We start from the raw sequence: 24,882 nt of genomic DNA, 5'->3' as shown, positions 1-24,882 counted from the left end.
CCGTCGCCGGGACGGTGCGGAGCTTTTTTCGGTCATGAGATCTGCACCCGTTTGGGCGCAGGCCGTTACACGTCGCGGATATAGTTGCCGGCTTCGAACACGATCGGCGGTGCGTCGGGATCGAAGCTGACGCCGGCCGGATCGCGGCCGGCGGCCATCGCGTCCAGCTGGTTGCGGATCGTGCGGCGGACCATCAGCACGCCGCGGTCGCTCTGCCCGAAATGCTCCTCGGAATGCAGGGTGATCGGTCCCTGTCCGACCTGGGCTTCGTAGTCGCCGGGGAATTGCTGGTGCTCACGCTCGGTCATGTCCCACCAGAACTTGCCGTTGAACTTCGAGCGCATGCGGCCGATGTCGCCGGACGTTTTCACGCGCCCAGCGACATAGATGCGGAACGCGGTGTCGTGCAGCGGCAGCATCCAGCCGATCGATTCCACCCGCGCAAACTGTGCCACGCGCGGATTGGGCACGACCCGCAGGGTCGGGAAGATGGCTTCCGTGACCCGGTAGAACACCTTGCCGCCGTCCTGGGGGCGGACCGAGCGGATTGCGACGCCGCGGTCGGTGGTCTCGAAACGAACCTCCGGCATCGAGGCCATCATGTTGGTGAACTGCGGGCCGCTGAACGAGCCGTGCAGCACCGGCACATGGTAGGGGTCTGCGACGTTCTCAAAGTGCTGCAGCCAGTTACAGGGGATGATCGCCGGGCCGCCGCCGCCGATGGAGCTATCGTCGGCCTCCACAAATTCGCCGCCGTCCATGGTCTCCAGGCAGTCGTAGCGCGGCAGCACCGGTTTTTTGTCCGGCGGACCCATATAGGCAAAGATCAGCCCGTAGCGCTCCTCGACCGGGTACCAGGGCTGGCGCACCTTGTCCTTGAAGCTGCCACCCTCCGGCTCGCAGGGCTGTTCCAGGCAATGCCCCTGCGTGTCGAACAGCCAGCCATGGTAGCAGCAGCGGATACCGCTGTCCTCGACCTTGCCGTAATACAGCGTGGTTCCCCGGTGGCAGCAGCGGGCGTGGAGCAGGCCGGGCCGTCCCTGCCTGTCGCGGAACAGGACCAGGTCTTCGCCCAACGCCTGAACCCGGACCGGCACGTCGCCGGCATCGCGCGACAGTCCCACCGGGTGCCAATACCGCCGCAACAGTTCGCCCATCGGCTTGCCGCGCCCAACCTCGGTCAGGTCCGCCTTGTAGGACGGCGGCTTCATCTCATAGCCCGTGCCGGTGTCGTGTGTGCCGATGGTCATGACGTGGTCTCCCCGGATGCGACTTCTGCGGCCGCGCTTTTTGAGCGTTTCAAAATTGGAGAATAGATCGATGACAATGTCAACGATTAACGCAGGGAGCCGCTAAAGCGGGGATAGGCAGTCCGCTTCATATGTGACGCACTGTCGGTTTGCTCTCGGCCGGCTCTTGGCTAAACGCGGTTTTCTTGGCAGAGGTCGGCGGATGGCGAGATCCCCAGCGACAGGCGAGCAGCACATCCCGGACGGCGGCTCCGACGATCCGGCGCTGGCCCCGATCACGGTGATGATGTCGTCGCGGCTGATTGTGCTGGGCAACCTGCTCAAGCGGGGCGCGTTGTTGCGCTACAAGCGTCTGGCCGGGCTGTCGTCGGTCGAGTTCGGCCTCGTGGCGTCACTGGGCCGGCGGCCGCCGATGAGTGTCGCGCGGCTGGCGGATGCGGTCGGCATGGACAAGGGGCAGATCAGCCGGGCGCTGGCCGGTCTCGTTTCGCGCAAGCTGGTCGCGAAGGCGGTCAATGCACGCGACACGCGAGAGATTCTGGTCTCGCTGACCAAAACCGGGCTGGCGGCCCATGACCGGATCGTCGCCGGTGCGATCGAGCGCCAGCAGCACCTCCTGGAGGGGCTGAGTGAGGAACGGGAGCAAATGTTGCTGGATTATATCGACCGTCTGACCGCCCGGGCGGTCGACATGCTGGAGGCGGAGAGGGGGTATTCGGATTAAGGAATTGTGTCCAGGCCAGCCGCCTGAAAAAGACTTGTCACTACTTGCACCTAGACTTGTCCCCGGACTTCGACCCACCGGCAGGAATCCTCAAAATACCTTGTCTTGCCACCCCTGTTGCACTGCGCTAATCCAGAACCATTCCAAAGTTTCGCGAATCTGCGGAACGGTTCTTCCGCTGAGATCGAGGATCGCCGATGGGCGGCATCTTGCAGAGTTATCTACCCCTTGTCGTGTTCATTGGCGTCGCTGTCGTAATCGGTCTGGCGCTTCTGATTGCTCCCTTCCTTGTGGCCTACCAGCAGCCGGATCCGGAAAAGTTGTCCGCCTACGAGTGCGGGTTCAACGCCTTCGACGACGCGCGCATGAAGTTCGACGTGCGCTTCTATCTGGTCGCCATCCTGTTCATCATTTTCGACCTCGAAGTCGCCTTCCTGTTCCCGTGGGCGGTGGCCTTCGGCAAGCTCGGCGCCGCCGGGTTCTGGTCGATGATGGTATTCCTGGGTGTGCTGACCATCGGCTTTGCCTATGAATGGAAGAAGGGAGCGCTGGAATGGGATTGATCCAGCCAGCTGTCGCACAGGCCTCAACCGGCGTACTTGATCCGCGCACCGGCAAGCCGGTGGGGGCGGACGATCGCTTCTTCCTCGAGGTCAACAACGAACTCGCCGACAAGGGCTTCTTCGTCACCGCGACCGACGACCTGATCACCTGGGCGCGCACCGGCTCGCTGATGTGGATGACCTTCGGGCTCGCCTGCTGCGCGGTCGAGATGATGCAGATGTCGATGCCGCGCTACGACGCCGAGCGGTTCGGCTTTGCCCCGCGGGCCTCGCCGCGCCAGTCCGACGTCATGATCGTCGCCGGCACGCTGACCAACAAGATGGCGCCGGCGCTGCGCAAGGTCTACGACCAGATGCCGGAGCCGCGCTACGTCATCTCGATGGGCTCCTGCGCCAACGGCGGCGGCTACTATCACTACTCCTATTCGGTGGTGCGCGGCTGCGACCGCATCGTGCCCGTCGATATCTACGTGCCGGGCTGTCCCCCGACGGCCGAAGCGCTGCTGTACGGCGTCATGCTGCTGCAGAAGAAGATCCGGCGCACCGGCACGATTGAACGCTAAAGATTTGCAACGCTGAAGGCTGTCAGGAATGGACGACGCCAAACTGGATGCTTTGGGCCAGACGATTGTCGAAGCGCTGCCTGGCGCCGCGCTCGCGCACGACGTCGCCTTCAACCAGCTGACGATCACCGTCGAGACCGGCAAAATTGTGGAGATCGTGCGGACCTTGCGCGACGATCCGCGATTTCGCTTTGTCAACTTTATCGACGTCACCGCGGTCGACTATCCGGGCCGCGAGCTGCGCTTTGACGTGGTCTATCATTTCCTGTCGCCGGTCCTGAACGAGCGCGTCCGGCTGCGCGCGTTTGCCGGCGAGACCACGCAGGTGCCGTCGATTATCGACGTGTTTCCCGGCGCTGACTGGTTCGAGCGCGAGACCTATGATCTCTACGGGGTGATCTTCACCGGTCATCCGGACATGCGGCGGCTTCTGACCGACTACGGCTTCGACGGCCACCCGCTGCGCAAGGATTTCCCGCTCACTGGCTTCGTCGAAGTGCGTTACGACGACCAGGAAAAGCGGGTGGTGTACGAGCCGGTCAAGCTTAATCAGGAATTCCGCAAGTTCGATTTCATGTCGCCGTGGGAAGGCGCGGACTATCCGCTGCCCGGCGACGAGAAGGCGGCGGGCGGAAAGGCAGGCAGTTAAAATGGCTGAGGCATCGCTCCGCAATTTCACCATCAATTTCGGGCCGCAGCATCCGGCGGCCCACGGCGTGCTGCGCCTGGTGCTCGAGCTCGACGGCGAGGTGGTCGAGCGCGTCGATCCGCACATCGGCCTGCTGCATCGCGGCACCGAGAAGCTGATCGAGCAGAAGACCTATCTGCAGGCGATCCCGTATTTCGACCGGCTCGACTATGTCGCGCCGATGAACCAGGAGCATGCCTTCTGCCTCGCCGCGGAAAAGCTGCTCGGCATCGCCGTGCCGCGCCGCGGACAGCTGATCCGCGTGTTGTACTGCGAGATCGGACGCATCCTGTCGCATCTGCTTAACGTCACGACGCAGGCGATGGACGTCGGTGCGCTGACCCCGCCGCTGTGGGGCTTTGAAGAGCGCGAAAAGCTGATGGTGTTCTACGAGCGCGCGTCGGGCAGCCGCATGCACGCGGCGTTCTTCCGCATCGGCGGCGTGCATCAGGACCTGCCGCCGGCGCTGATTCAGGATATCTGGGACTGGTGCGATCCGTTCCTCAAGGTGGTCGACGATCTCGAGACGCTGTTGACCGACAACCGCATCTTCAAGCAGCGCAACGTTGACATCGGTGTGGTGACGCTGGAGCAGGCGTGGGAGTGGGGCTTCTCCGGCGTGATGGTGCGCGGCTCCGGCGCCGCCTGGGACTTGCGCAAGTCGCAGCCCTACGAGTGTTACGCCGAGATGGATTTCGACATTCCGATCGGCAAGAACGGCGACTGCTACGATCGCTACTGCATCCGCGTCGAGGAGATGCGCCAGTCGGTGCGCATCATGAAACAGTGCATCGAGAAACTGCGGCTGGCCGATGCGCAGGGGCCAGTCGCCACCGAGGACAGCAAGATCTTCCCGCCGCGCCGCGGCGAGATGAAGCGCTCGATGGAAGCGCTGATCCATCACTTCAAGCTCTATACCGAGGGTTTCCACGTGCCGGCTGGCGAAGTCTATGCCGCGGTCGAGGCGCCGAAGGGCGAGTTCGGCGTCTATCTCGTCGCCGACGGCAGCAACAAGCCCTACAAGTGCAAGATCCGCGCGCCCGGGTTCGCGCATCTGCAGGCGATGGACTTCATCTGCAAGGGGCATCTGCTGGCAGATGTCTCGGCTATCCTCGGCTCGCTCGATATCGTGTTCGGTGAGGTCGATCGCTGATGGCGCTGGCTCCCATCCAGTACGACCGGACAACGGGCGTCCTCGAGGGGGCGAACGCGTGGGAGCAGCTTGCCGCGCTGACACTGATCGCGGGATCGAAGGTGTCGTCGCTGTTCGCCCATCGCGGCTACAACATGTGCGCCAACCTGCTGCGCAAGACACTGCCCGAGCGCGACATCGCCATGCGGCTGAACGCCGACGCGATCTTTGCGTTTCCCTATGGCGACGGTTACTGGAGCAAGCTGCTCAATCGCTCGCTCAGCTACGAGAGCGAGCTCGAACTGCTGTTTCTGGATTCCCGCGACGTCGATTATGTGCTGATCGATTGCGGCGCCAACTACGGCTACTGGTCGGTGCTGGTGTCGAGCGCGCCGTTCGGTGCCCATAAGGCGATCGCGATCGAACCGTCTTCGGTCAATTTTGCCAAGCTGTCCAACAATGCGGCGATCAGCGGCAACCGTTTCGAAGTGCTGAACTGCGCAATCGGCGCGGTCCGCGGCACCGCGCGGCTGTCGGGCACCAAGCACGAGGCCTTCAGCATTGCCGGTCCGGCCAATGCAGTCGGTGAAGACGTGCCGGTGCTCGCGCTCGACAACCTGATCGACGACGGCAAGATCGCCGCCACCGGACGCTATCTGGTGAAGCTCGACGTCGAGGGCGTCGAGATCGACGCCATCAGGGGCGGCACCCGGCTGTTGCAGGCGGACACCGTGATCCTGTGCGAGGAGCATGGCTCCGATCGCGCCCACACGGTGTCGCGCTATATCCTTGATCACACGCAGCTGAAGCTGATCGTCCACGATCCGGTGAGCAACCGGTTCGAGACCCTGAAAGAACTTTCGATGCTGGATCGCATCAAGACCGCGCGCAACATTGGCTACAATGTGTTCGCGACCTCGAGCGCGTTCTGGGAAGAGCGTTTCCATCACCTGAACGCCCGCGCCGGGCGCAGCGTTCATTGAGAGACTGAAAGCCGATGTCCGTCCGCCGCCTCGCACCAAAAGAGCTGCAGCCCGCGAGCTTCACGTTCAAGCCGGAAACTCTCGCCTGGGCGAACGCCCAGATCGCGAAATATCCGGAAGGACGCCAGGCCTCCGCCGTGATTCCGATCCTGTGGAAGGTGCAGGAAGAGCACGAAGGCTGGGTGTCGGAGCCTGCGATCCGCGCCGTGGCTGATCTCCTGGATATGCCTTATGTGCGCGTGCTGGAAGTCGCGACCTTCTATACGATGTTCCTGCTGCAGCCCGTGGGCAAGAAGGCCCATGTGCAGGTCTGCGGCACCACGCCATGCCAGTTGCGCGGCGCCGGCGACCTGATCAAGGCGTGCCAGCACCGCATCCATCATGATCCGTTCCATGTCTCCGCCGACGGCGATTTCAGCTGGGAAGAGGTGGAGTGCCTGGGCGCCTGCGTGAACGCGCCGATGGTGATGATCTGGAAGGACACTTACGAAGACCTGACGGTGGACAGCCTGAACAAGGTGCTGGACGGCTTTGCTGCCGGCACGACGCCGAAGCCGGGTTCGCAGACGGGTCGGCAGTTCGCAGCCCCCGTCAGCGGACAGACCTCGTTGCAGGATGTCGCTTCGACCACCGCCACTTTGAAGGATAAAGTGTGATGCTGGACGACAAGGACCGCATCTTCCGCAATCTGTATGGCGTGCACGATTGGGGCCTTGAAGGCGCCCGATCACGCGGCGCCTGGGATGGCACCAAGGCGATCCTGGACAAGGGGCGCGACTGGGTCGTCAACGAGATGAAGGCGTCCGGCCTGCGCGGTCGCGGCGGCGCGGGTTTCCCGACCGGCCTGAAATGGTCGTTCATGCCCAAGCAGTCGGACGGCCGTCCGCATTATCTCGTGGTCAATGCCGACGAGTCCGAGCCCGGCACCTGCAAGGACCGCGAGATCATGCGTCATGATCCGCATCTCTTGGTCGAGGGCTGCATGATCGCCAGCATGGCGATGGGCGCGCATGTCTGTTACGTCTATGTGCGCGGCGAATTCATCCGGGAGCGCGAGCACCTGCAGGCGGCGGTTGATCAGGCCTATGAGGCAAAGCTGATCGGCAAGGACAACATTCACGGCTATCCGTTCGATCTCTATGTGCATCACGGCGCCGGCGCCTACATCTGCGGCGAGGAAACCGCGCTGCTGGAGAGCCTCGAGGGCAAGAAGGGCCAGCCGCGACTGAAGCCGCCGTTTCCGGCCAACATGGGCCTCTATGGCTGCCCGACCACGGTCAACAATGTGGAATCGATCGCGGTGGCGCCGGACATCCTGCGCCGCGGCGCGGCGTGGTTCGCCTCCATTGGTCGCGCGAACAATGTCGGCACCAAGCTTTACGGCATCTCCGGACACGTCAACACGCCGTGTGTGGTCGAAGAGGCCATGAGCATTCCGTTCCGGGAGCTGATCGAGAAGCACGGCGGCGGCATCCGCGGCGGCTGGGACAATCTGCTCGCGATCATCCCCGGCGGCGCATCGTGCCCCATGATCCCGGCGGCCGACTGCCAGGATCTGATCATGGATTTCGACGGCACCCGTGCCGTGAAATCGAGCTTCGGCACAGCCGGCGTGATCGTGATGGACAAGTCGACCGACGTGATCGCCGCCATCGCGCGCATCAGCTACTTCTTCAAGCATGAGAGCTGCGGCCAGTGCACGCCGTGCCGCGAGGGCACCGGCTGGATGTGGCGCGTGCTGTCGCGCATGGTCGAGGGACGCGCCCACAAGCGCGAGATCGGCATGCTGCTCGAGGTCACGACTCAGGTCGAAGGCCACACCATCTGTGCGCTCGGCGATGCGGCCGCGTGGCCGATCCAGGGCCTGATCCGGCACTTCAGACCGGAGATCGAGCGACGCATCGATGACTTCTCCCGCAAGGCCGGTGTCGATGATGTTGGGATCCTTGATCCGGCCCACATGGTCGCTGCGGAGTAATCAGGGCATGGCGCAACCGGCTGCAGCATGGTGGCAGAAGTTCGGAACGCTTGCGCAGATGGCGCAGGCGGCCGTTGCCTTGCTCGGCTTTGTCGCGATCCTGTTCCAGATCAATGAGATCCGCTCCAACAACCGTGCGGCTGCGGCGCGTCAGGCGTTTCTCGGCTACACCGATCTGGCGCTGAAGAATCCAAAATTTTCCGTCCCGGACCTGGATGCGATCAAGGCCGGCGGTCGCGAGATGCTGGCGCAGTACGAGAGTTTCGTTTCCTATTTTCTCTACTCCTGCGAGGAGGCGATCGTGGCGTTCGCCGACAAGCGCGAGTGGCAGGCGTCGTGCGATTACGACCTGAAACCACACCTTCCGTTCCTGTGCGAAAAGAATGTTGCGGAGCCGGCCTACCTGGCGACCTTCAGCGGCGGCGCGCAGCAATGGATCAAGACATCGATGCAACAGGCCGGCGTGATTGCGCCGGATTGCAAATTGAGGAAGTCGTGAGACGATGACGAAGCTTCTCATCGACGGCAAGGAAATCGAAGTTCCCGCGGAGTACACGCTGTTGCAGGCGTGCGAGGCCGCCGGCGCCGAAATTCCGCGCTTCTGCTACCACGAGCGGCTGTCCATCGCGGGCAACTGCCGCATGTGCCTGGTCGAGGTGAAGGGATCACCCAAGCCAGTCGCAAGCTGTGCCTGGGGCGTGCGCGATTGCCGGCCCGGCCCGAATGGCGAATTGCCGTCGGTGTCGACCCGCTCGCCGATGGTCAAGAAGGCGCGCGAAGGCGTGATGGAATTCCTGCTGATCAACCATCCGCTGGATTGCCCGATCTGCGATCAGGGCGGCGAGTGCGATCTGCAGGACCAGGCGATGGGCTACGGTGTCGACACCAGCCGGTTTGCCGAAAACAAGCGCGCGGTCGAGGACAAGTATCTCGGCGCGCTGGTCAAGACCTCGATGACCCGCTGCATCCAGTGCACGCGCTGCGTCCGCTTCTCCACCGAAGTCTGCGGCGTGGCTGAAATGGGCGCCACCGGCCGCGGCGAGGACATGGAGATCACCACTTATCTCGAGAGCGCACTGACGTCCGAACTGCAGGGCAACCTGGTCGACATCTGCCCGGTGGGCGCGCTGACCTCGAAGCCTTATGCCTTCGCTGCGCGCCCCTGGGAGCTCGGCAAGACCCAGTCGGTCGACGTGATGGACGCGGTCGGCTCCGCCATTCGTGTCGATACCCGCGGCCGCGAGGTGATGCGCATTCTGCCGCGCGTCAACGAGGCCGTGAACGAGGAGTGGATCTCCGACAAGACCCGTCATGTGGTCGACGGTCTGCGCACCCAGCGGCTCGACCGGCCTTATATCCGCGACAACGGGAAGTTGCGCCCGGCCTCCTGGCAGGAAGCGTTCGCCGCCGTCGCCGCCAAGGTTGGCCGTGCTGACGGCAAGCGGATCGGCGCCATCGCCGGCGACCTCGCCGCGGTCGAGGAGATGTTCGCCCTGAAGGACCTGCTGGCGAAGCTCGGCTCGTCCAATCTGGCGACACAGAGCGCAGGCGCCTTCGATCCGAAGGCGGGCCGCGCGTCCTACATTTTCAATCCGACCATCGCCGGCATCGAGCAGGCCGATGCGCTCCTGATTGTCGGCAGCAATCCGCGCAAGGAAGCCGCCGTGCTCAACGCGCGGATCCGCAAGCGCTGGCGCACCGGCCAGCTCAAGATCGGCGTGATCGGCGAGAAGGCCGACCTGACCTATGCTTATGACTATCTCGGCGCCGGCAGCGACACGCTGGCCGATCTCGCCGCCGGCAAGCATTCGTTTGCCCAGGTGCTGAACGGCGCCACCCATCCGATCGTGCTGGTGGGCGCGGGCGCCACCGCGCGCGCCGATGGTGCCGCGATCCTGGCGCAGGCGGCCAAGCTTGCCGCCGGTGTCGGCGCCATCAAGGACGACTGGAACGGCTTTGCCGTGCTGCAGTCGGCAGCCTCCAGTGTCGGCGCGCTCGATATCGGCTTTGCGCCGGGCGAGGGCGCTCTCAACGCGGCGCAGATGACGACGGCCGGCGCGCTCGATGTGCTGTTTTCGCTCGCGGCCGACGAGATCAAGGTCCCGGACAGTACGTTCGTGGTCTACATCGGCACCCATGGTGACCGAGGCGCACACCGCGCCGACGTGATCCTGCCGGGCGCCGCCTACACCGAGAAGACCGGGATTTACGTCAACACCGAAGGACGGGTGCAGATTGCCAACCGTGCTGGGTTCCCGCCGGGCGATGCCCGCGAGGACTGGGCGGTCCTGCGCGCATTGTCGGACGTGCTCGGCAAGAAGCTGCCCTACGACTCGCTGGCCGCGCTGCGTCAGGCGATCTTCAAGGCGGTGCCGCATCTGATGCGCGTCGACCAGATTGCGCCGGCGGATGCGACCTCGGTCGGCACGCTCGCCGCGCGCGGCGGCAGCGTCGACAAGGCAGGCTTCGTCTCCCCGGTGGAGGATTTCTACATGACCAACCCCATCGCGCGAGCGTCCGCGACGATGGCCGAGTGTTCGCGGCTGGCGTCGGCCCGTATCCTGACGGCAGCGGAGTAAGCCGATGACCTTCGCCGAATTCTGGACCAGCTATCTGTGGCCGCTGATCATCATGGTGGCGCAGAGCGTGATGCTGCTGGTGATCCTCCTGGTCGCGATCGCCTATATCCTGCTGGCTGACCGCAAGATTTGGGCGGCGGTGCAGATCCGCCGCGGTCCCAACGTGGTTGGCCCGTTCGGCCTGTTCCAGTCCTTCGCCGACCTCCTGAAGTTCGTGCTGAAGGAACCGGTGATCCCGGCGGGCGCCAACAAGGGCGTGTTCCTGCTGGCGCCGCTGGTGTCCTGCGTGCTGGCGCTGGCTGCCTGGGCGGTGATCCCGGTCAATCTTGGCTGGGTGATTGCCGACATCAATGTCGGCATCCTCTACATCTTCGCGATCTCGTCGCTGTCGATCTACGGCATAATCATGGCCGGCTGGGCCTCGAACTCGAAGTATCCGTTCCTGGCCGCGCTACGCTCCGCGGCGCAGATGGTGTCCTACGAGGTCTCGATCGGCTTCGTCATCATCTGCGTGCTGCTCTGCGTTGGCTCGCTGAACCTCACCGCGATTGTCGAGGCGCAGAACACCAAGGTGGGTCTGTTCGGTTGGTACTGGCTGCCGCTGTTCCCGCTGTTCGTGATCTTCTACGTGTCGGCGCTGGCCGAAACCAACCGCCCGCCGTTCGATCTGGTCGAAGCGGAATCCGAGCTCGTCGCCGGTTTCATGGTCGAATATGGCTCCACCCCGTACATGATGTTCATGCTCGGCGAGTATGTTGCCATCGCCACCATGTGCGCCATGGGCGCCATCATGTTTCTGGGTGGCTGGCTGCCGCCGTTCCCGTTCGCGCCCTTCACCTGGGTGCCGGGCGTGATCTGGTTCGTGCTGAAACTGTTCTTCATGTTCTTCCTGTTCGCGATGGCCAAGGCCATCGTGCCGCGCTATCGCTACGACCAGCTGATGCGCCTGGGCTGGAAGGTGTTTTTGCCGATTTCGCTGGCCATGGTGGTGATCGTCGCCGCCGTGCTGCAATTCGGCGGGCTCGCGCCGAAATGAGGCCCTTATGAGTGTCGCAACCGCAACCCGTTCGCTGCTGCTGAAGGAATTCGTCTCGGCGTTTATCCTCGCCATGCAGTATTTCTTCAAACCGAAGCCGACCCTGAACTACCCGTTCGAGAAGGGGCCGATCTCGCCGCGCTTCCGCGGCGAGCACGCGCTGCGCCGTTATCCCAACGGCGAGGAACGCTGCATCGCGTGCAAGCTGTGCGAGGCGGTTTGCCCGGCCCAGGCCATCACCATCGAAGCCGGCCCGCGCCGCAACGACGGCACCCGCCGCACCGTGCGTTACGACATCGACATGGTGAAATGCATCTATTGCGGTTTGTGCCAGGAGGCCTGTCCGGTCGATGCCATCGTCGAGGGACCGAACTTCGAGTTCGCGACCGAGACGCGCGAGGAACTGTTCTATGACAAGGCCAAGCTGCTCGCCAACGGCGACCGCTGGGAGCGCGAAATCGCCAAAAGCATCGCGCTCGATGCGCCATACCGCTGAGGTGAGGGCATGATCCTTCCTGCGCTGTTCTTTTATCTGTTCGCGGGCATCTGCGTCGCCTCCGCGGTGATGGTGATTGCCTCGCGCAATCCCGTGCATTCGGTGCTGTTCCTGATCCTGGCCTTCGTCAACGCGTCGGGCCTGTTCATCCTGATGGGCGCCGAGTTCCTCGCCATGATCCTGGTGGTGGTCTATGTCGGTGCGGTCGCGGTGCTGTTCCTGTTCGTGATCATGATGCTCGACGTCGATTTCGCCGAACTGCGGCAGGGCTTCCTGGAGTATCTGCCGGTCGGCCTGCTGATCGGCGCGATCTTCCTGGCTGAGCTGCTGCTGGTGGCCGGCGGCTGGGTCATCAACCCGGCGCTGGTCAAGACGGTGGTGGCGCCGATCCCGTCCAATGTCAGCAATGCCGAGGCGCTCGGCCTCGTGCTTTATACGAAGTATGTGCATTACTTCCAGCTCGCCGGCGCGGTGCTGCTGGTCGCCATGATCGGGGCCATCGTGCTGACGCTGCGCCACAAGGCGAGCGTCAAGCGCCAGAGCGTTCCGGTGCAGAACGCGCGCACCAAGGAGATGGCGATGGACGTACGCAAGGTGGCGTCCGGGCAGGGCCTGCAGGACGCCGATGCCGAAGGGTGGGTGCGATGATCATCGGGCTCGGACACTATCTGGCGGTCGCCGCCATCCTGTTCACGCTGGGCATTCTCGGCATTTTTCTCAATCGCAAGAACGTCATCGTCATCCTGATGTCGATCGAGCTGATCCTGCTCGCCGTCAACATCAACCTGGTGGCGTTCTCGACGTTCCTCAATGACATCGTGGGGCAGGTGTTCGCGCTATTGGTTCTGACCGTAGCCGCCGCGGAAGCGGCGATCGGACTTGCCGTGCTGGTGGTGTTCTATCGCAACCGCGGCTCGATCGCGGTCGAAGACATCAATCTGATGAAGGGCTGACGGCTGATGATTCAGGCCATTGTTTTCCTGCCACTGCTGGGCGCGATCATCGCCGGTCTGATCGCGATATTCGGCGCGCATGCGCGCAACCCGAGCGGCGACGAAATGGACCACGGCCATGATCACGGTCACGATGATCATGCCGCTCACGCCGCCGTCGCCCATGATGCGCACGGCCATGACGATCATGGCCACGACGACCACCATGCGGTCGAACCGCCGGCTGCCGGCTCGCGCGCTGCGGAGCTGATCACCACCACGCTGCTGCTGATCGCGGCGGGACTGTCGTGGGTGATGTTCGTCGACGTCGGCTTCATGCACCATGATGCCCGCGTCGCGCTGCTGCCCTGGATCAACTCCGGCGACCTCAACGTCGCCTGGACGCTGCGGGTTGATACCCTGACCGCGGTGATGCTGGTGGTGGTCAACACCGTGTCGTCGCTGGTGCATCTGTATTCGCTCGGTTACATGAGCGAGGATCCGAACCGCCCGCGGTTCATGGCCTATCTGTCGCTGTTCACCTTCGCCATGCTGATGCTGGTGACGGCCGACAATCTGGTGCAGCTGTTCTTCGGCTGGGAAGGCGTCGGTCTCGCCAGCTACCTGCTGATCGGCTTCTGGTTCCAGAAGCCGTCGGCCAATGCCGCCGCCATCAAGGCCTTCGTGGTCAACCGCGTCGGCGACTTCGGTTTCGCGCTCGGCATTTTTGCCATCTTCGCATTGATCGGTTCGACCGACTTCGACACCATCTTTGCCGGCGCGGCGGGCCTCACCGGCAAGACCATCAATTTCTTCGGCTGGCATGTTGACGCGCTGACGCTGACCTGCCTGCTGCTGTTCATGGGCGCGATGGGCAAATCAGCCCAGTTCCTGCTGCACACCTGGTTGCCGGACGCGATGGAAGGCCCGACCCCGGTGTCGGCGCTGATTCACGCCGCGACCATGGTGACCGCGGGCGTGTTCATGGTGGCGCGGTTGTCGCCGCTGTTCGAGCTGGCTCCGAATGCCCAGGCTTTCGTGATGCTGGTCGGCGGCACCACCGCGCTGTTCGCGGCGACCATTGGTCTGGTGCAGAACGACATCAAGCGGATCGTGGCGTACTCGACCTGTTCGCAGCTCGGCTACATGTTCGTGGCGATGGGGGCGGGGGCCTACTCGGTCGGCATGTTCCATCTGTTCACCCACGCGTTCTTCAAGGCGCTGCTGTTCCTCGGCTCGGGTTCGGTGATCACTGCGATGCACCACGAACAGGACATCCGGAAGATGGGCGGGCTGAAGGATCGCATTCCCTTCACCTATGCGGTGATGGTGATCGGCACGCTGGCGCTGACCGGCTTCCCGCTGACGGCGGGCTACTTCTCCAAGGACGCGATCATCGAATCCGCCTACGTCGCGCACAATCCGTTCGCGTTCTACGCGTTCCTGGCCACCGTGATCGCCGCCGGTCTGACCTCGTTCTATTCCTGGCGCCTGATTTTCAAGACCTTCCATGGCGATCCTCACGATCAGGAGCACCACAAGGCGGCGCATGAAAGCCCGCTCACGATGCTGATCCCGCTGGCGGTGCTAGCCGCGGGCTCGATCCTTGTCGGATTCCCGTTCAAGGAAGTGTTCGCCGGCCATGGCGTGGAAGAGTTCTTCCGCGAGTCGCTGAAGATGAAGGACCACCTCCTTGAGGAGATGCACCACATTCCGGAAACCATCGCTTACCTGCCGACGGTGATGATGGTGCTCGGTTTCCTGGTGTCCTACGTGTTCTACATCGCCAAGCCCTATCTGCCGGTCGAGCTCGCCAACGACCATCCGATGCTCTATCGGTTCCTGCTCAACAAGTGGTACTTCGACGAGCTCTACGACTTCCTGTTTGTACGGCCCGCCAAGCGGCTGGGTTATTTCCTCTGGAAGAAAGGCGACGGCGCCGTCATCGACGGCCTCGGTCCCGACGGCATCTCGGCGCGGGTGCTCGATATCACCCGCGGAGCCGTCAAACTTCAGAGCGGCTATCTCTATCACTATGCCTTCGCGATGCTGATCGGCGTCGCCGGGCTGATCACCTGGTTCATATTCGGTCTCGGGGGCCAATAATGACAACCTGGCCCATTCTTTCCGTCGTCACCTTCCTGCCGGTCGTCGGCGCGATCCTGGTCTATCTCTGCCGCGGTGATGACGAGGCGGCGCGCCGCAATGCGCGCTGGATCGCGCTGTGGACCACGCTGGTCACCTTCGCGGTGTCGCTGATCCTGGTCTGGCGCTTCGATCCGGCGCAGCCGGACTTCCAGTTCGTCGAAAAGGCCCCATGGCTGGCGCAGGCCATCAACTATCACATGGGCGTTGACGGCATCTCGCTGCCGTTTGTCATCCTGACCACCGCGCTGATGCCGTTCTGCATCATCGCGAGCTGGAAATCTGTGACCATGCGGGTGCGCGAATACATGATGGCGTTCCTGCTTTTGGAAACGCTGATGGTCGGCACCTTCTCGGCGCTCGATCTCGTGCTGTTCTACCTGTTCTTCGAGGGCGGCCTGATTCCGATGTTCCTGATCATCGGCGTGTGGGGCGGTCCGCGCCGGGTCTATGCCAGCTTCAAGTTCTTCCTCTACACGCTGCTCGGCTCGGTGCTGATGCTGCTGGCGATCATGGCGCTGTACTGGAATGCCGGCACCACCGACATTCCGACCCTGATGCACACCGCCGTGCCGCGCGGCATGCAGACCTGGGCCTGGCTCGCCTTTTTCGCCTCGTTCGCGGTGAAGATGCCGATGTGGCCGGTGCACACCTGGCTGCCGGACGCTCACGTCGAAGCGCCGACCGCGGGCTCCGTTGTCCTGGCGGCCATCCTGCTGAAGATGGGCGGCTACGGCTTCCTGCGTTTCTCGCTGCCGATGTTCCCGCTGGCGTCGCACGACTTCGCGCCGCTGGTCTTCACGCTCTCGGCCATCGCGATTGTCTACACGTCGCTGGTCGCGCTGATGCAGGAAGACATCAAGAAGCTGATCGCCTATTCGTCGGTCGCCCACATGGGCTTCGTCACCATGGGGATCTTCGCCGGCACCGTGCAGGGTGTCGCTGGCGGCGTGTTCCAGATGGTGTCTCACGGCATCGTCTCCGGCGCGCTGTTTCTCTGCGTCGGCGTGGTTTACGACCGGTTGCACACCCGCGAGATCGCGGCTTATGGCGGCCTGGTCAACCGGATGCCGCTGTATGCCTTTGTCTTCATGGTGTTCACCATGGCCAATGTCGGTCTTCCCGGCACCTCTGGCTTTGTCGGTGAATTCCTGACCCTGCTGGGCACCTTCAAGGTCAGCATCCCCACCGCCACCGTCGCCACCCTCGGCGTCATCCTGTCGGCGGGGTATGCGCTGTGGCTCTACCGCAAGGTGGTGTTCGGCGTGCTGGACAAGCCGTCGCTAGCCGGCATCAAGGATCTGACCCTGCGCGAGGGCGTGATCCTGGTGCCGCTGGTCGTGCTCACCATCCTGTTCGGTGTTTATCCGAAGCCGATACTCGACATGTCGTCGGCTTCGATCCAGCAGCTTGTCACCAATTACAGCCAGGCGATTACGGTCGTGAAGGCGGCGGCGCTGCCATGAGCTTCTTGAACAAGAGCTTTTTGAACATAAGCGTCTCGAACACGACCATGCCAACCGCGACGGATCGGGATTGCACATCATGAGTTTCGCCGGATATTCCCTGCTTCCCGTGTTGCCGGAGATTGTGCTGGCGCTGGGTGCGATGCTGCTCCTGATGCTCGGCGCCTACCGCGGCCAGCAGGTCACCGGCCTGATCAATGTGCTTGCAGTGCTGCTGCTGGTCGTGATCGGCGCGCTGGTGCTGTTGCTGCCGGCGGGCAAGCTGACGACGTTCAACGGCAGCTTCATCGTCGACGACTTCGCGCGTTTCCTGAAGATCCTGGCGCTGATCGGCTCCGGCACCACGCTGATTCTGGCGCGGGAATTCCTGTCGGATTCCTCGCGGAGGATTTTCGAATTCGCGATCCTGATCCTGCTGTCGACCGTCGGCATGATGGTGCTGATCTCGGCCGGCGACCTGATCATGCTCTATCTCGGCCTCGAACTGATGTCGCTTGCGCTGTACGTGGTGGCGGCGAGCCATCGCGACGACGCCAAGTCGACTGAAGCCGGCCTGAAGTATTTCGTCCTCGGTGCGCTGTCGTCGGGCATGCTGCTCTACGGCGCCTCGCTGGTCTATGGCTTCACCGGCACCGTGAGCTTCGCCGGCATCGCCGCGGCGGCCAAGGAAGGCAGCATCGGCATCGTGTTCGGCATCGTCTTCCTGCTTGCCGGGCTCTGCTTCAAGGTCTCCGCGGTGCCCTTCCACATGTGGACGCCCGACGTCTACGAGGGCGCGCCGACACCGGTGACGGCGTTTTTCGCCTCCGCCCCGAAGGTGGCCGCGCTCGCCGTGTTCACCCGCGTGACCCTGACCGCGTTCCCGGGCATCGTCCATGAATGGCAGCAGATCGTGGCGTTCGTGGCCATCGCCTCCATGGCGCTGGGGTCGTTCGCGGCGATCGGGCAGACCAACATCAAGCGCCTGATGGCCTATTCCTCCATCGGCCACATGGGCTTCGCGCTGGTTGGGTTGTCCGCCGGCACGCCCGAGGGCGCCCAGGGCGTGCTCGTCTACATCGCGATCTATGTGGCGATGACGCTGGCTTCGTTCTCGATCATCCTGGCGATGAAACGCCAGGGGCAGGCAGTCGAGAAGATTGCGGATTTCGCAGGGCTCGCGCGGACCAATCCGCTGCTGGCATTCTTTTTCGCCATGCTGCTGTTTTCACTGGCCGGCATTCCGCCGCTGGCCGGCTTCTTCGCCAAATTCTACGTGTTCCTGGCCGCCATCAAGGCCGGCCTGTTCACGCTGGCGGTGATCGGCGTGCTGTCGAGCGTGGTGGGTGCGTTCTATTATCTCACCATCATCAAGACCATGTACTTCGATGAGCCGGTCGGCGCGGTCGACCCGGTCCGTATCGAGCTGCGCGCTGTGCTGGCGATCGCCGGCACCTTCACCATCCTGTTCTTCGTCTATCCGGCGCCGCTCGTGAAAGCGGCGGCGGCGGCGGCGAAGTCCCTGTTCTGATGGCGTTCGCGCTCGGTCCGAAGGCCGCATCGACAGGCTATCGGCTGGAAGCGTTCGACAGCATCGGATCCACCAACACCGAAGCGATGGCCCATGCGCGGGCAGGTGAGCGCGGGCCGACCTGGTTCGTCACCCAGCAGCAGACCGCGGGCCGTGGCCGGCGCGACCGTGCCTGGGTGTCGCCACGCGGCAATCTCGCCGCCAGTATCGTCGAGGTGATGGATGTCGCCCCGCCGGTCGCCGCGACCTTGGGATTTGCCGCCGGGCTTGCGCTGGAACAGGCGCTGCAGGCGGTGAGCATCGAGGCGCGGCTGCGCGCGCCGGACTCCGACGACACCAAATTCGAGATGAAATGGCCGAACGACGTGCTCGCCGGCCGGCGCAAGCTGTCGGGCATTTCGCTGGAGGCCGAGGCCTTCGGCAAACGAGAGCTTGCGGTCGTGGTCGGTATTGGCGTCAATGTGGTGGCGGCGCCGGAGGGCACCCCGTTTCCGGCCACGGCCCTGCATGCGCTGGGCGTCCATGTCGGTGCGGAGGAGCTGTTTGCGGCGCTGTCCGACGCCTGGGCCGGACTGCGGTCGGTGTGGGACAATGGCAGGGGATTCGGCGCGCTGCGGCAGTTGTGGCTGGAGCGCGCGTCCGGTCTTGGCGAGCAGGTATCAGTAAAGTCCGGAGGATCGACCATTACGGGTGTTTTCGAGACGATCGATGAAGCAGGCTGCCTGATCATCGCAACCGAAACCGGCGCCCGGGTGCCGATCGCCGCCGGCGACGTCTATTTCGGCTCTGCCGCCTCGGCGAGGGCGCTGTAATGGCGCGGCCCGATGAACTGACCTTTGCGCCGCTCGGCGGCGTCGGCGAGATCGGCATGAATTTGTCGATCTACGGTCTCGGCAACCGCCACCAGCGCAGCTGGCTGATGGTCGATCTCGGCGTGTCGTTCGGCGACGAGGACCGTCTGCCGGGCATCGACCTGGTGATGCCGGACATCCGTTTCCTCGAGCAGGAGCGCAAGAACCTGGTCGGCCTGGTTCTGACCCACGCTCACGAAGACCATTTCGGCGCCATCATCGACCTGTGGCCGCGGCTGCGGGTGCCGATTTACGCCACCGCCTTCAGCGCGGCGCTGTTCGAAGCCAAATGCGCGGGCGAGCGCAATCAGCCGCAGATCCCGGTCACGGTGGTGCCGTCCGGCGGCCGCATTGATCTCGGGCCGTTCAACGTCGAATTCATTCCCGTCGCGCACTCGATTCCGGAATCCCACGCACTGGCCATTCGGACCAGCGCGGGCACCGTGCTGCACACCGGCGACTGGAAGATCGACCCGACGCCGGTGATCGGCAAGCCGACCGATGAAAAGCGGCTGCGCGAGCTCGGCGACGAGGGCGTGCTGGCGTTGATCGGCGATTCCACCAATGCGGTGCGCGAGGGCCGGTCGCCGTCGGAGACCGAGGTCGCGGCCGCGATGAAGGTGATCATCGACGGCGCCAAGGGGCGGGTTGCGGTGACGACCTTCGCGTCGAACGTGGGGCGCCTCCGCGCTGTGGCCGATGCGGCTCTGGCTGCCGGCCGCGAGGTGGTGGTGGTCGGCCGCGCCATGGAGCGCGTGGTGCAGGTGGCGCGCGAATGCGGTTATCTCGACGGCGTACCGGATTTCCGCAGCGCCGAGATGTACGGCCATTTCCCGCCGGACAAGGTGCTGGCGCTGTGCACCGGCAGCCAGGGTGAGCCGCGCGCGGCGCTGGCGCGGATCGCCAATGACGATCACCCGCAGATCACCCTGAACAAGGGCGATTGCGTGATCTTTTCCTCGCGCACCATTCCCGGCAACGAGAAGGCGGTCGGCGCCATCATCAACGGCCTGGTGCTGCAGGGGATCGACGTCATCACCGACCGTACCCACCTGGTCCATGTCTCCGGCCATCCGCGCCGCGACGAGCTGCGCGACATGATCTCATGGGTGCGCCCGCAGGTGCTGGTGCCGGTCCATGGCGAGGCGCTGCATCTGTCGGAGCATGCCAAGCTGGCGCGGGCCGCCGGCGTGCCCAAGGTCATCATCTGCAAGAACGGCGATCTGCTGCGGCTCGGGCCGGGCGATCCCGCCGTGATCGACGAAGTGCCGTCGGGCCGCCTGTACAAAGACGGACTGTTGCTCGAGGGCGAAAAGTCACGGGCAGTCGCCGACCGGCGGCGGATGTCGTTCGCCGGCTGCGCCTTTGTCGCCATCGCCCTGACTGAGAGCGGCGAACTCGCGGACGATCCCGAAGTTGATCTGATGGGGATTCCTGAGAACAATGCCGAGGGCGAGGTGATCGCCGACGAGGTTTTCGATCTGGTGGTGTCCACCGTCGAAAATCTGCCGCGTGCGCGCCGCCGCGATGCGGACGCGGTGGCGGAATCGGTACGCCGCGCCGTGCGGGCGTCCATCGCGGAGCAGTGGGGCAAGAAACCGCTCTGCGTCGTGCACGTCCTGACGGTTTGATTGGATTGAACAGGCGCTCCGGTCGGGTCCGATCGGCAGTGCAAAAAGATGACGGAGGACGCCATGCTGGGCCGGCTCAATCATGTCGCCATCGCCGTGAATGACGCGGTGAAGGCGGCGAAGATCTACGGCAGCGCGTTCGGCGCCGAGCTCTCGGCTGCGGTGCCGCTGCCCGACCATGGCGTGATCACGGTGTTCGCGACCCTGCCCAACACCAAGATCGAGTTCATCCAGCCGCTGGGCGAGGCATCGCCGATCGCAAAATTTCTTGAGCGCAACGCCGACGGTGGCATCCACCACGTCTGCTACGAAGTGCCCGATATCATCGCGGCGCGTGACAAGCTGATCGGCGAGGGCGCGCGCGTGCTTGGCGACGGCGTGCCGAAGATCGGCGCCCATGGCAAGCCGGTGCTGTTTCTGCATCCGAAGGACTTTTCCGGCGCCCTGGTCGAGATCGAGCAGACGTAACGCCACATAGCGTTTTCAAGCGAAGTGGACACCGGTTCGCGTGAAGAAAACGCGTCAAAAGGATAAAGCGCGACAATGAATCAATCCGAAACCAAGGCGCGCTGATGTCGATATCCTCGTCGATCGCGATTTACTTCGTGCTGTGGTGGGTGGTGCTGTTCGCGGTGCTGCCGTTCGGCGTGCGCAGCCAAATGGAGGAGGGCGACGCCGTGCCCGGATCCGACCCCGGTGCGCCGGTGCTGCCGCTGATGGCGAAAAAGCTGATCTGGACCACGCTCATTTCGCTGGTGATCTTCGCCGCGGGCACGTGGGCCTATCGGGCCGGATATTTCAACGTCGAGCGGCTGACGAAGATGATGGGGATTCCGTTTTAGGAATCACAGGCGCTGCGAATCGCTCGTGCTGTGATCGACACGCGCGACAGTGATCAGCGATATCTCAATCGCCAGAGCTCAAGACAAAAAAAAGCAGGGCCATGCCCTGCTTAAAAATTGTGTCGACCCTATTATCCCCGATAAGTTGGATTTGGTGCTGTTAAACGGGGCGACGCTGCTTCGGCGCGTCAGGGCTCCTCCCGAGACTTGGACCACCAGACTTGAACCTCACGTCCAGCCTGAAATCCCACGCTAGCTGATACTTTTTGGTTTGTCACTCTTTTCGGCAATAAATGTCTAAAAGATCGGCGTCAGATAAATCATCATTTCAAGGCCCTCCGTGCGATCGGGTGCAATACAACCCAGAGATGAAAATTCAATCTTCGCTGTGTCGTCTCAAAGCTCGCAAATATTTGAATTTCATGGACGTGGGGCGCCGGTGCCCAGTTTCCTTGTCACGCCAGAGTTGTGCTCGAATTTGCGGCAGCTTCCGGAACCAGCTTTTGCGGGTATCCCGTTAGGCGCGGAGCCGCACCTGTGACCGTCCGGCCATAGCCGGGACCATGGCCGTGTGTTAGCAACGCGTGGGGAACTTGCTGTGGCACGCATACCGCGACATCGACGCATGGGAATTTGGTCCGCTTGGGCGGCCGTCTATGCGTTTGTCCTGAATGTCATGCTGGCCTCGTTTCTGCTCGCGGCGGTTCCGGTCTCCGCTTTTGCGGCGGGTCACGAGCTCTGCATCACCAGTTTATCCGCTGATGCGGGGCAATCCGACGCCCAAATCGATGCCCAAAGAGACGCCAGCGGCGCGAAGAGCCGCATGGCGGCCCATTGCAAGCTCTGCTGTCCGGGGCTGGCGGCAGTCACCCCACCCCCCTCGGTGCCTGCCTTGTTCGCCCGGATCGCCGTGGCGCAGCCACGGCAAGCGGCCTTCGAGCTTCGGCTCAAGCAATTTTTCCGCTTCACCCAAACTAGTCCTCGCGGTCCTCCGGCACTGATTTGACGAACGCCGCGCCTTTGTGCGCGGCGCTGCTGCATCTGCATGCGTCAATTCAGTTTCCTGGAGTTTTCTGATGTTATCCGCGTCTGCGATGGCCCGTCGCCTGTGGCTCACCTTGCCCGCGATTGTGCTTTCGATTCCGCCCGCCCATGCCCAGTCCGCCGCCAACGCGCTCCCGCCGGTGGTGGTCGAAACCGCCGGACAACGCCCCAAACCGGTGGCCAAGCCGAGGATTCGCTGGTCCGCGACCGGGCGGCCGTCGGCCCGTCCCGCGGCCCGCGTCGCCGCTGCGGCCCGCTCGCAAGCCGTCCCTGTCCCTGCGACGACCGTGCGAGCCAATCTCAACCAGGCTCCGGCCGGGCAGACCCAGACCACCGTCGATCGAAGTCAATTCGAGAACCGGCCATCGTTCTCGGTCGGTGACGCGCTGCGGGACAGCCCCGGTATTTCGGTGAAGCAGGGCAATGGCCCGCGGGACATTGGTATCTCCATCCGCGGCTCCAACGCCCGCAACGGTTTCGGCATCCGCAATCTCGTGATTTTCGAGGACGGGTTCCCGGTCACCCAGCCGGACGGCCTGTCGCGCAGCGACCTGATCGATCCCCACGCCTATGCCGGGATCGATGTGATCCGCGGTCCGTCCTCGGCGCTCTACGGCAACTACGCCACCGGCGGCGCGCTCAACTTCCGGACACGCCCGGGCGGCACCATCAATGGTTTCGAATACGGCATTGATGGCGGCAGCTTCGGTTACCTCAACAACTATCTGGCCGCGGGCACCAAGGTCGGCAATTTCGAGGCCTCGCTGTTCGCCAGCGATGCCCGCGGCGACGGCTTCATCGGCAACAGCTGGTTCAACACCCAGACGGTCAACTTCCTGGCGACCCTGCAGGCCACTCCGGACGATCGTTTCACGGTCAAGATCATCAACAACGACCTGTATACGCGCCTGCCGATCCGCTCCACGCTCGATCAGTTCAATCAGAATCCTTACCAACAAGGCTGTGCGACGTTCGCTGGTGCCGCGCCTGGGTGCGCCACGGTCAGCCTGTTCAGGAATGGCGCCAGCGGCATCAAGGATACGCTGACAGCGGAGCAGGCGGGACTTGGCCGCAACGATCGCCGCACCATCGCTGGTGGGCGATGGGAACACGACTTCGACAATCAGACGACCTGGCGCAATCAATTCGTGTTCGACGACCGCAACATCAGCCAGCCGACCGGCACCACATCGGCCATCGGGGATTATCCCTCGTATAACTACATGAGCGATGTGACGCGCCGCGGCGAAATTTTTGGCATGGACTCCACGACCTATTTCGGCGGCTTCTACAACACGCTGAATTGGTCGGGCGATACGCGCAATGTCATGCCCGGGGGCAACGCCACGCTCGGCAGCCTTGTCTCCAATGTGCAGGGCGAGCACACGAACTACGGGCTGCGCGCGCGGGAAGAGCTGAAGCTCAATCCGGCTCTGACGGCGATTGCTGGCATCGGGTGGGAAAATACCCATCTGAAGGGAACGAACAACGTCTACGGCTCCAACCCATCGTTGACGACGGCTGATCGGCAATTCCAGAATACGGCCCCCGAGCTTGCGCTGCTCTACAAGGTCAACAGCGATTGGCTGCTGCGGGCGCGCGTTGCCTCCGGTTACGGCACACCCCAGGTCGGCAACATGTTCATCCTTGCCGACGGCAAGTTCGGCAACAACACCCAGCTCAATCCGCAAAGGAACGTCGGTTACGATCTCGGTGTCGACTGGACCCCCAATACCGCGATCAAGGTGAGCCTGACCGGCTTCTACGAATTTTTCCGCGACGAACTGGTCTCCCAGGCGACGCCGGCCAACGCGCTGAATTCGAGCTACATGTTCAATGCGCCGCGGTCGGAGCATCGCGGTGTCGAATTGCTCGCCGATTGGCGGATCTATGCAGGCTGGCGCGCGACCGTCGCCTATACCTACCTCGATCAGGTTTACACGGAATATACCGAGGACCTCACCGGTGGTGGCAACACGTTCAGCTTCAATCGTGCCGGCAACAAGATCCCCGGCATCTCGCCGAACGAGCTCACCGCGCGGCTGTCCTACGATGAACTCTCGGGGTCGCTACGGGGACTCGGCGCATTCGTCGAAGTCCAGTGGAAGGATTCTTTCTACATGGACAATGCCAATCTGCTGAAGGCGCCGGGCTATGAATTGGTCAATCTCAATGTGCACTACAGCACGGATCTTCTGTCGGACTATTTCAAGGCCGTGAACGTATACGTTGAGGTCCGGAATCTGTTCGACAAGACCTACATCGCCTCCGCGAACAATCTCGGAAATTCGGTGACCGGCGCAGGTGTTCAGGGGCTCTTGAGTTCTGTGACAATCTACGCGGGCTCCCCGCGAGCCTTCATCGCCGGCATGAAGGTGGCGTTCAAATGATGGTGTGTGGAAGGGGATTCGCCAATTGGCCCACGCGTTCCCGGGCTGTCCGCGCTATTGGTCTGACAAGCATACAGCA

At 63.3% G+C, this 24,882-nt stretch carries 24 protein-coding genes; 23 read left to right on the top strand and 1 reads right to left on the bottom strand.

Annotated elements, in window-relative coordinates; genetic code table 11:
- Nucleotides 1-65: 65 nt before the first annotated feature.
- Nucleotides 66-1,250, bottom strand: a complete 1,185-nt coding sequence (locus RS897_RS33865; protein ID WP_315833025.1) for a Rieske 2Fe-2S domain-containing protein — start codon at nucleotides 1,248-1,250, stop codon at nucleotides 66-68.
- A gap of 202 nt (nucleotides 1,251-1,452) precedes the next feature.
- Here RS897_RS33865 and RS897_RS33860 point away from each other — a divergent pair, with 202 nt between their 5' ends.
- The 23 genes from RS897_RS33860 to RS897_RS33750 all read left to right on the top strand — a co-directional run bounded on the left by RS897_RS33860 (nucleotide 1,453) and on the right by RS897_RS33750 (nucleotide 24,803).
- Entirely contained in the window at nucleotides 1,453-1,974 is a 522-nt protein-coding gene (locus tag RS897_RS33860; RefSeq protein ID WP_315833024.1) for a MarR family winged helix-turn-helix transcriptional regulator, read from the top strand.
- A gap of 197 nt (nucleotides 1,975-2,171) precedes the next feature.
- Nucleotides 2,172-2,537: an NADH-quinone oxidoreductase subunit A gene (locus RS897_RS33855; protein WP_315833023.1), complete on the top strand. Its 366-nt coding sequence runs from the start codon at nucleotides 2,172-2,174 to the stop codon at nucleotides 2,535-2,537.
- Entirely contained in the window at nucleotides 2,507-3,100 is a 594-nt protein-coding gene (locus RS897_RS33850; protein WP_315833022.1) for a NuoB/complex I 20 kDa subunit family protein, read from the top strand. Before RS897_RS33855 ends, RS897_RS33850 begins: the two co-directional genes overlap by 31 nt.
- A 28-nt stretch (nucleotides 3,101-3,128) precedes the next feature.
- A complete protein-coding gene (locus RS897_RS33845) occupies nucleotides 3,129-3,749 on the top strand; it encodes an NADH-quinone oxidoreductase subunit C (RefSeq protein ID WP_315833021.1) in 621 nt (206 codons plus the stop codon).
- A 1-nt stretch (nucleotide 3,750) separates the two neighbouring features.
- A complete protein-coding gene (locus tag RS897_RS33840; RefSeq protein WP_315833020.1) occupies nucleotides 3,751-4,941 on the top strand; it encodes an NADH-quinone oxidoreductase subunit D in 1,191 nt (396 codons plus the stop codon).
- The gene (locus RS897_RS33835) at nucleotides 4,941-5,903 is read left to right on the top strand and encodes an FkbM family methyltransferase (protein WP_315833019.1); all 963 of its coding nucleotides are present in this window, start codon (nucleotides 4,941-4,943) and stop codon (nucleotides 5,901-5,903) included. Before RS897_RS33840 ends, RS897_RS33835 begins: the two co-directional genes overlap by 1 nt.
- A 14-nt stretch (nucleotides 5,904-5,917) precedes the next feature.
- Entirely contained in the window at nucleotides 5,918-6,559 is a 642-nt protein-coding gene (gene nuoE, locus RS897_RS33830) for an NADH-quinone oxidoreductase subunit NuoE (protein ID WP_315833018.1), read from the top strand.
- Nucleotides 6,559-7,881: an NADH-quinone oxidoreductase subunit NuoF gene (gene nuoF, locus RS897_RS33825; RefSeq protein ID WP_315833017.1), complete on the top strand. Its 1,323-nt coding sequence runs from the start codon at nucleotides 6,559-6,561 to the stop codon at nucleotides 7,879-7,881. The genes nuoE and nuoF overlap by 1 nt, the downstream gene beginning before the upstream one ends.
- Before the next feature lie 7 nt (nucleotides 7,882-7,888).
- Entirely contained in the window at nucleotides 7,889-8,380 is a 492-nt protein-coding gene (locus RS897_RS33820) for a hypothetical protein (RefSeq protein ID WP_315833016.1), read from the top strand.
- Between the two features lie 4 nt (nucleotides 8,381-8,384).
- Nucleotides 8,385-10,460, top strand: coding sequence for an NADH-quinone oxidoreductase subunit NuoG (gene nuoG / locus RS897_RS33815; RefSeq protein ID WP_315833015.1), 2,076 nt, complete (start codon nucleotides 8,385-8,387; stop codon nucleotides 10,458-10,460).
- 4 nt (nucleotides 10,461-10,464) lie between these two features.
- Nucleotides 10,465-11,496, top strand: coding sequence for an NADH-quinone oxidoreductase subunit NuoH (gene nuoH / locus RS897_RS33810; protein WP_315833014.1), 1,032 nt, complete (start codon nucleotides 10,465-10,467; stop codon nucleotides 11,494-11,496).
- Nucleotides 11,497-11,503: 7 nt separating this feature from the next.
- On the top strand, nucleotides 11,504-11,992 hold the full coding sequence (gene nuoI, locus RS897_RS33805; protein ID WP_315833013.1) for an NADH-quinone oxidoreductase subunit NuoI: 489 nt from the start codon (nucleotides 11,504-11,506) through the stop codon (nucleotides 11,990-11,992).
- A gap of 9 nt (nucleotides 11,993-12,001) precedes the next feature.
- Nucleotides 12,002-12,640, top strand: coding sequence for an NADH-quinone oxidoreductase subunit J (locus tag RS897_RS33800; RefSeq protein WP_315833012.1), 639 nt, complete (start codon nucleotides 12,002-12,004; stop codon nucleotides 12,638-12,640).
- Nucleotides 12,637-12,945, top strand: coding sequence for an NADH-quinone oxidoreductase subunit NuoK (nuoK, locus tag RS897_RS33795; protein ID WP_315833011.1), 309 nt, complete (start codon nucleotides 12,637-12,639; stop codon nucleotides 12,943-12,945). The genes RS897_RS33800 and nuoK overlap by 4 nt, the downstream gene beginning before the upstream one ends.
- A gap of 6 nt (nucleotides 12,946-12,951) precedes the next feature.
- The gene (nuoL, locus tag RS897_RS33790) at nucleotides 12,952-15,030 is read left to right on the top strand and encodes an NADH-quinone oxidoreductase subunit L (protein WP_315833010.1); all 2,079 of its coding nucleotides are present in this window, start codon (nucleotides 12,952-12,954) and stop codon (nucleotides 15,028-15,030) included.
- Complete coding sequence (locus tag RS897_RS33785) at nucleotides 15,030-16,535, top strand: NADH-quinone oxidoreductase subunit M (RefSeq protein ID WP_315833009.1); 1,506 nt, start codon at nucleotides 15,030-15,032, stop codon at nucleotides 16,533-16,535. The genes nuoL and RS897_RS33785 overlap by 1 nt, the downstream gene beginning before the upstream one ends.
- A gap of 79 nt (nucleotides 16,536-16,614) precedes the next feature.
- Nucleotides 16,615-18,045, top strand: coding sequence for an NADH-quinone oxidoreductase subunit NuoN (gene nuoN / locus RS897_RS33780; protein ID WP_315833008.1), 1,431 nt, complete (start codon nucleotides 16,615-16,617; stop codon nucleotides 18,043-18,045).
- Nucleotides 18,045-18,857 carry a biotin--[acetyl-CoA-carboxylase] ligase gene (locus RS897_RS33775; protein ID WP_315833007.1) on the top strand — a complete coding sequence of 271 codons (813 nt, stop codon included), beginning with the start codon at nucleotides 18,045-18,047 and terminating at the stop codon, nucleotides 18,855-18,857. Before nuoN ends, RS897_RS33775 begins: the two co-directional genes overlap by 1 nt.
- On the top strand, nucleotides 18,857-20,527 hold the full coding sequence (locus RS897_RS33770; RefSeq protein ID WP_315833006.1) for a ribonuclease J: 1,671 nt from the start codon (nucleotides 18,857-18,859) through the stop codon (nucleotides 20,525-20,527). The genes RS897_RS33775 and RS897_RS33770 overlap by 1 nt, the downstream gene beginning before the upstream one ends.
- A gap of 63 nt (nucleotides 20,528-20,590) precedes the next feature.
- The gene (gene mce / locus RS897_RS33765) at nucleotides 20,591-20,995 is read left to right on the top strand and encodes a methylmalonyl-CoA epimerase (protein ID WP_315838828.1); all 405 of its coding nucleotides are present in this window, start codon (nucleotides 20,591-20,593) and stop codon (nucleotides 20,993-20,995) included.
- 104 nt (nucleotides 20,996-21,099) lie between these two features.
- Complete coding sequence (locus RS897_RS33760) at nucleotides 21,100-21,369, top strand: DUF1467 family protein (RefSeq protein ID WP_315833005.1); 270 nt, start codon at nucleotides 21,100-21,102, stop codon at nucleotides 21,367-21,369.
- 625 nt (nucleotides 21,370-21,994) lie between these two features.
- Complete coding sequence (locus RS897_RS33755; RefSeq protein WP_315833004.1) at nucleotides 21,995-22,375, top strand: DUF2946 family protein; 381 nt, start codon at nucleotides 21,995-21,997, stop codon at nucleotides 22,373-22,375.
- A 70-nt stretch (nucleotides 22,376-22,445) separates the two neighbouring features.
- On the top strand, nucleotides 22,446-24,803 hold the full coding sequence (locus tag RS897_RS33750) for a TonB-dependent receptor family protein (protein WP_407654360.1): 2,358 nt from the start codon (nucleotides 22,446-22,448) through the stop codon (nucleotides 24,801-24,803).
- Nucleotides 24,804-24,882 lie beyond the last annotated feature (79 nt).

Origin of the sequence: Bradyrhizobium prioriisuperbiae (assembly GCF_032397745.1) — a bacterium.
Classification (GTDB): domain Bacteria; phylum Pseudomonadota; class Alphaproteobacteria; order Rhizobiales; family Xanthobacteraceae; genus Bradyrhizobium_A; species Bradyrhizobium_A prioriisuperbiae.
Note: the sequence above shows the minus strand (reverse complement) of the source record. Positions and strands in the feature narration are given on the sequence as shown.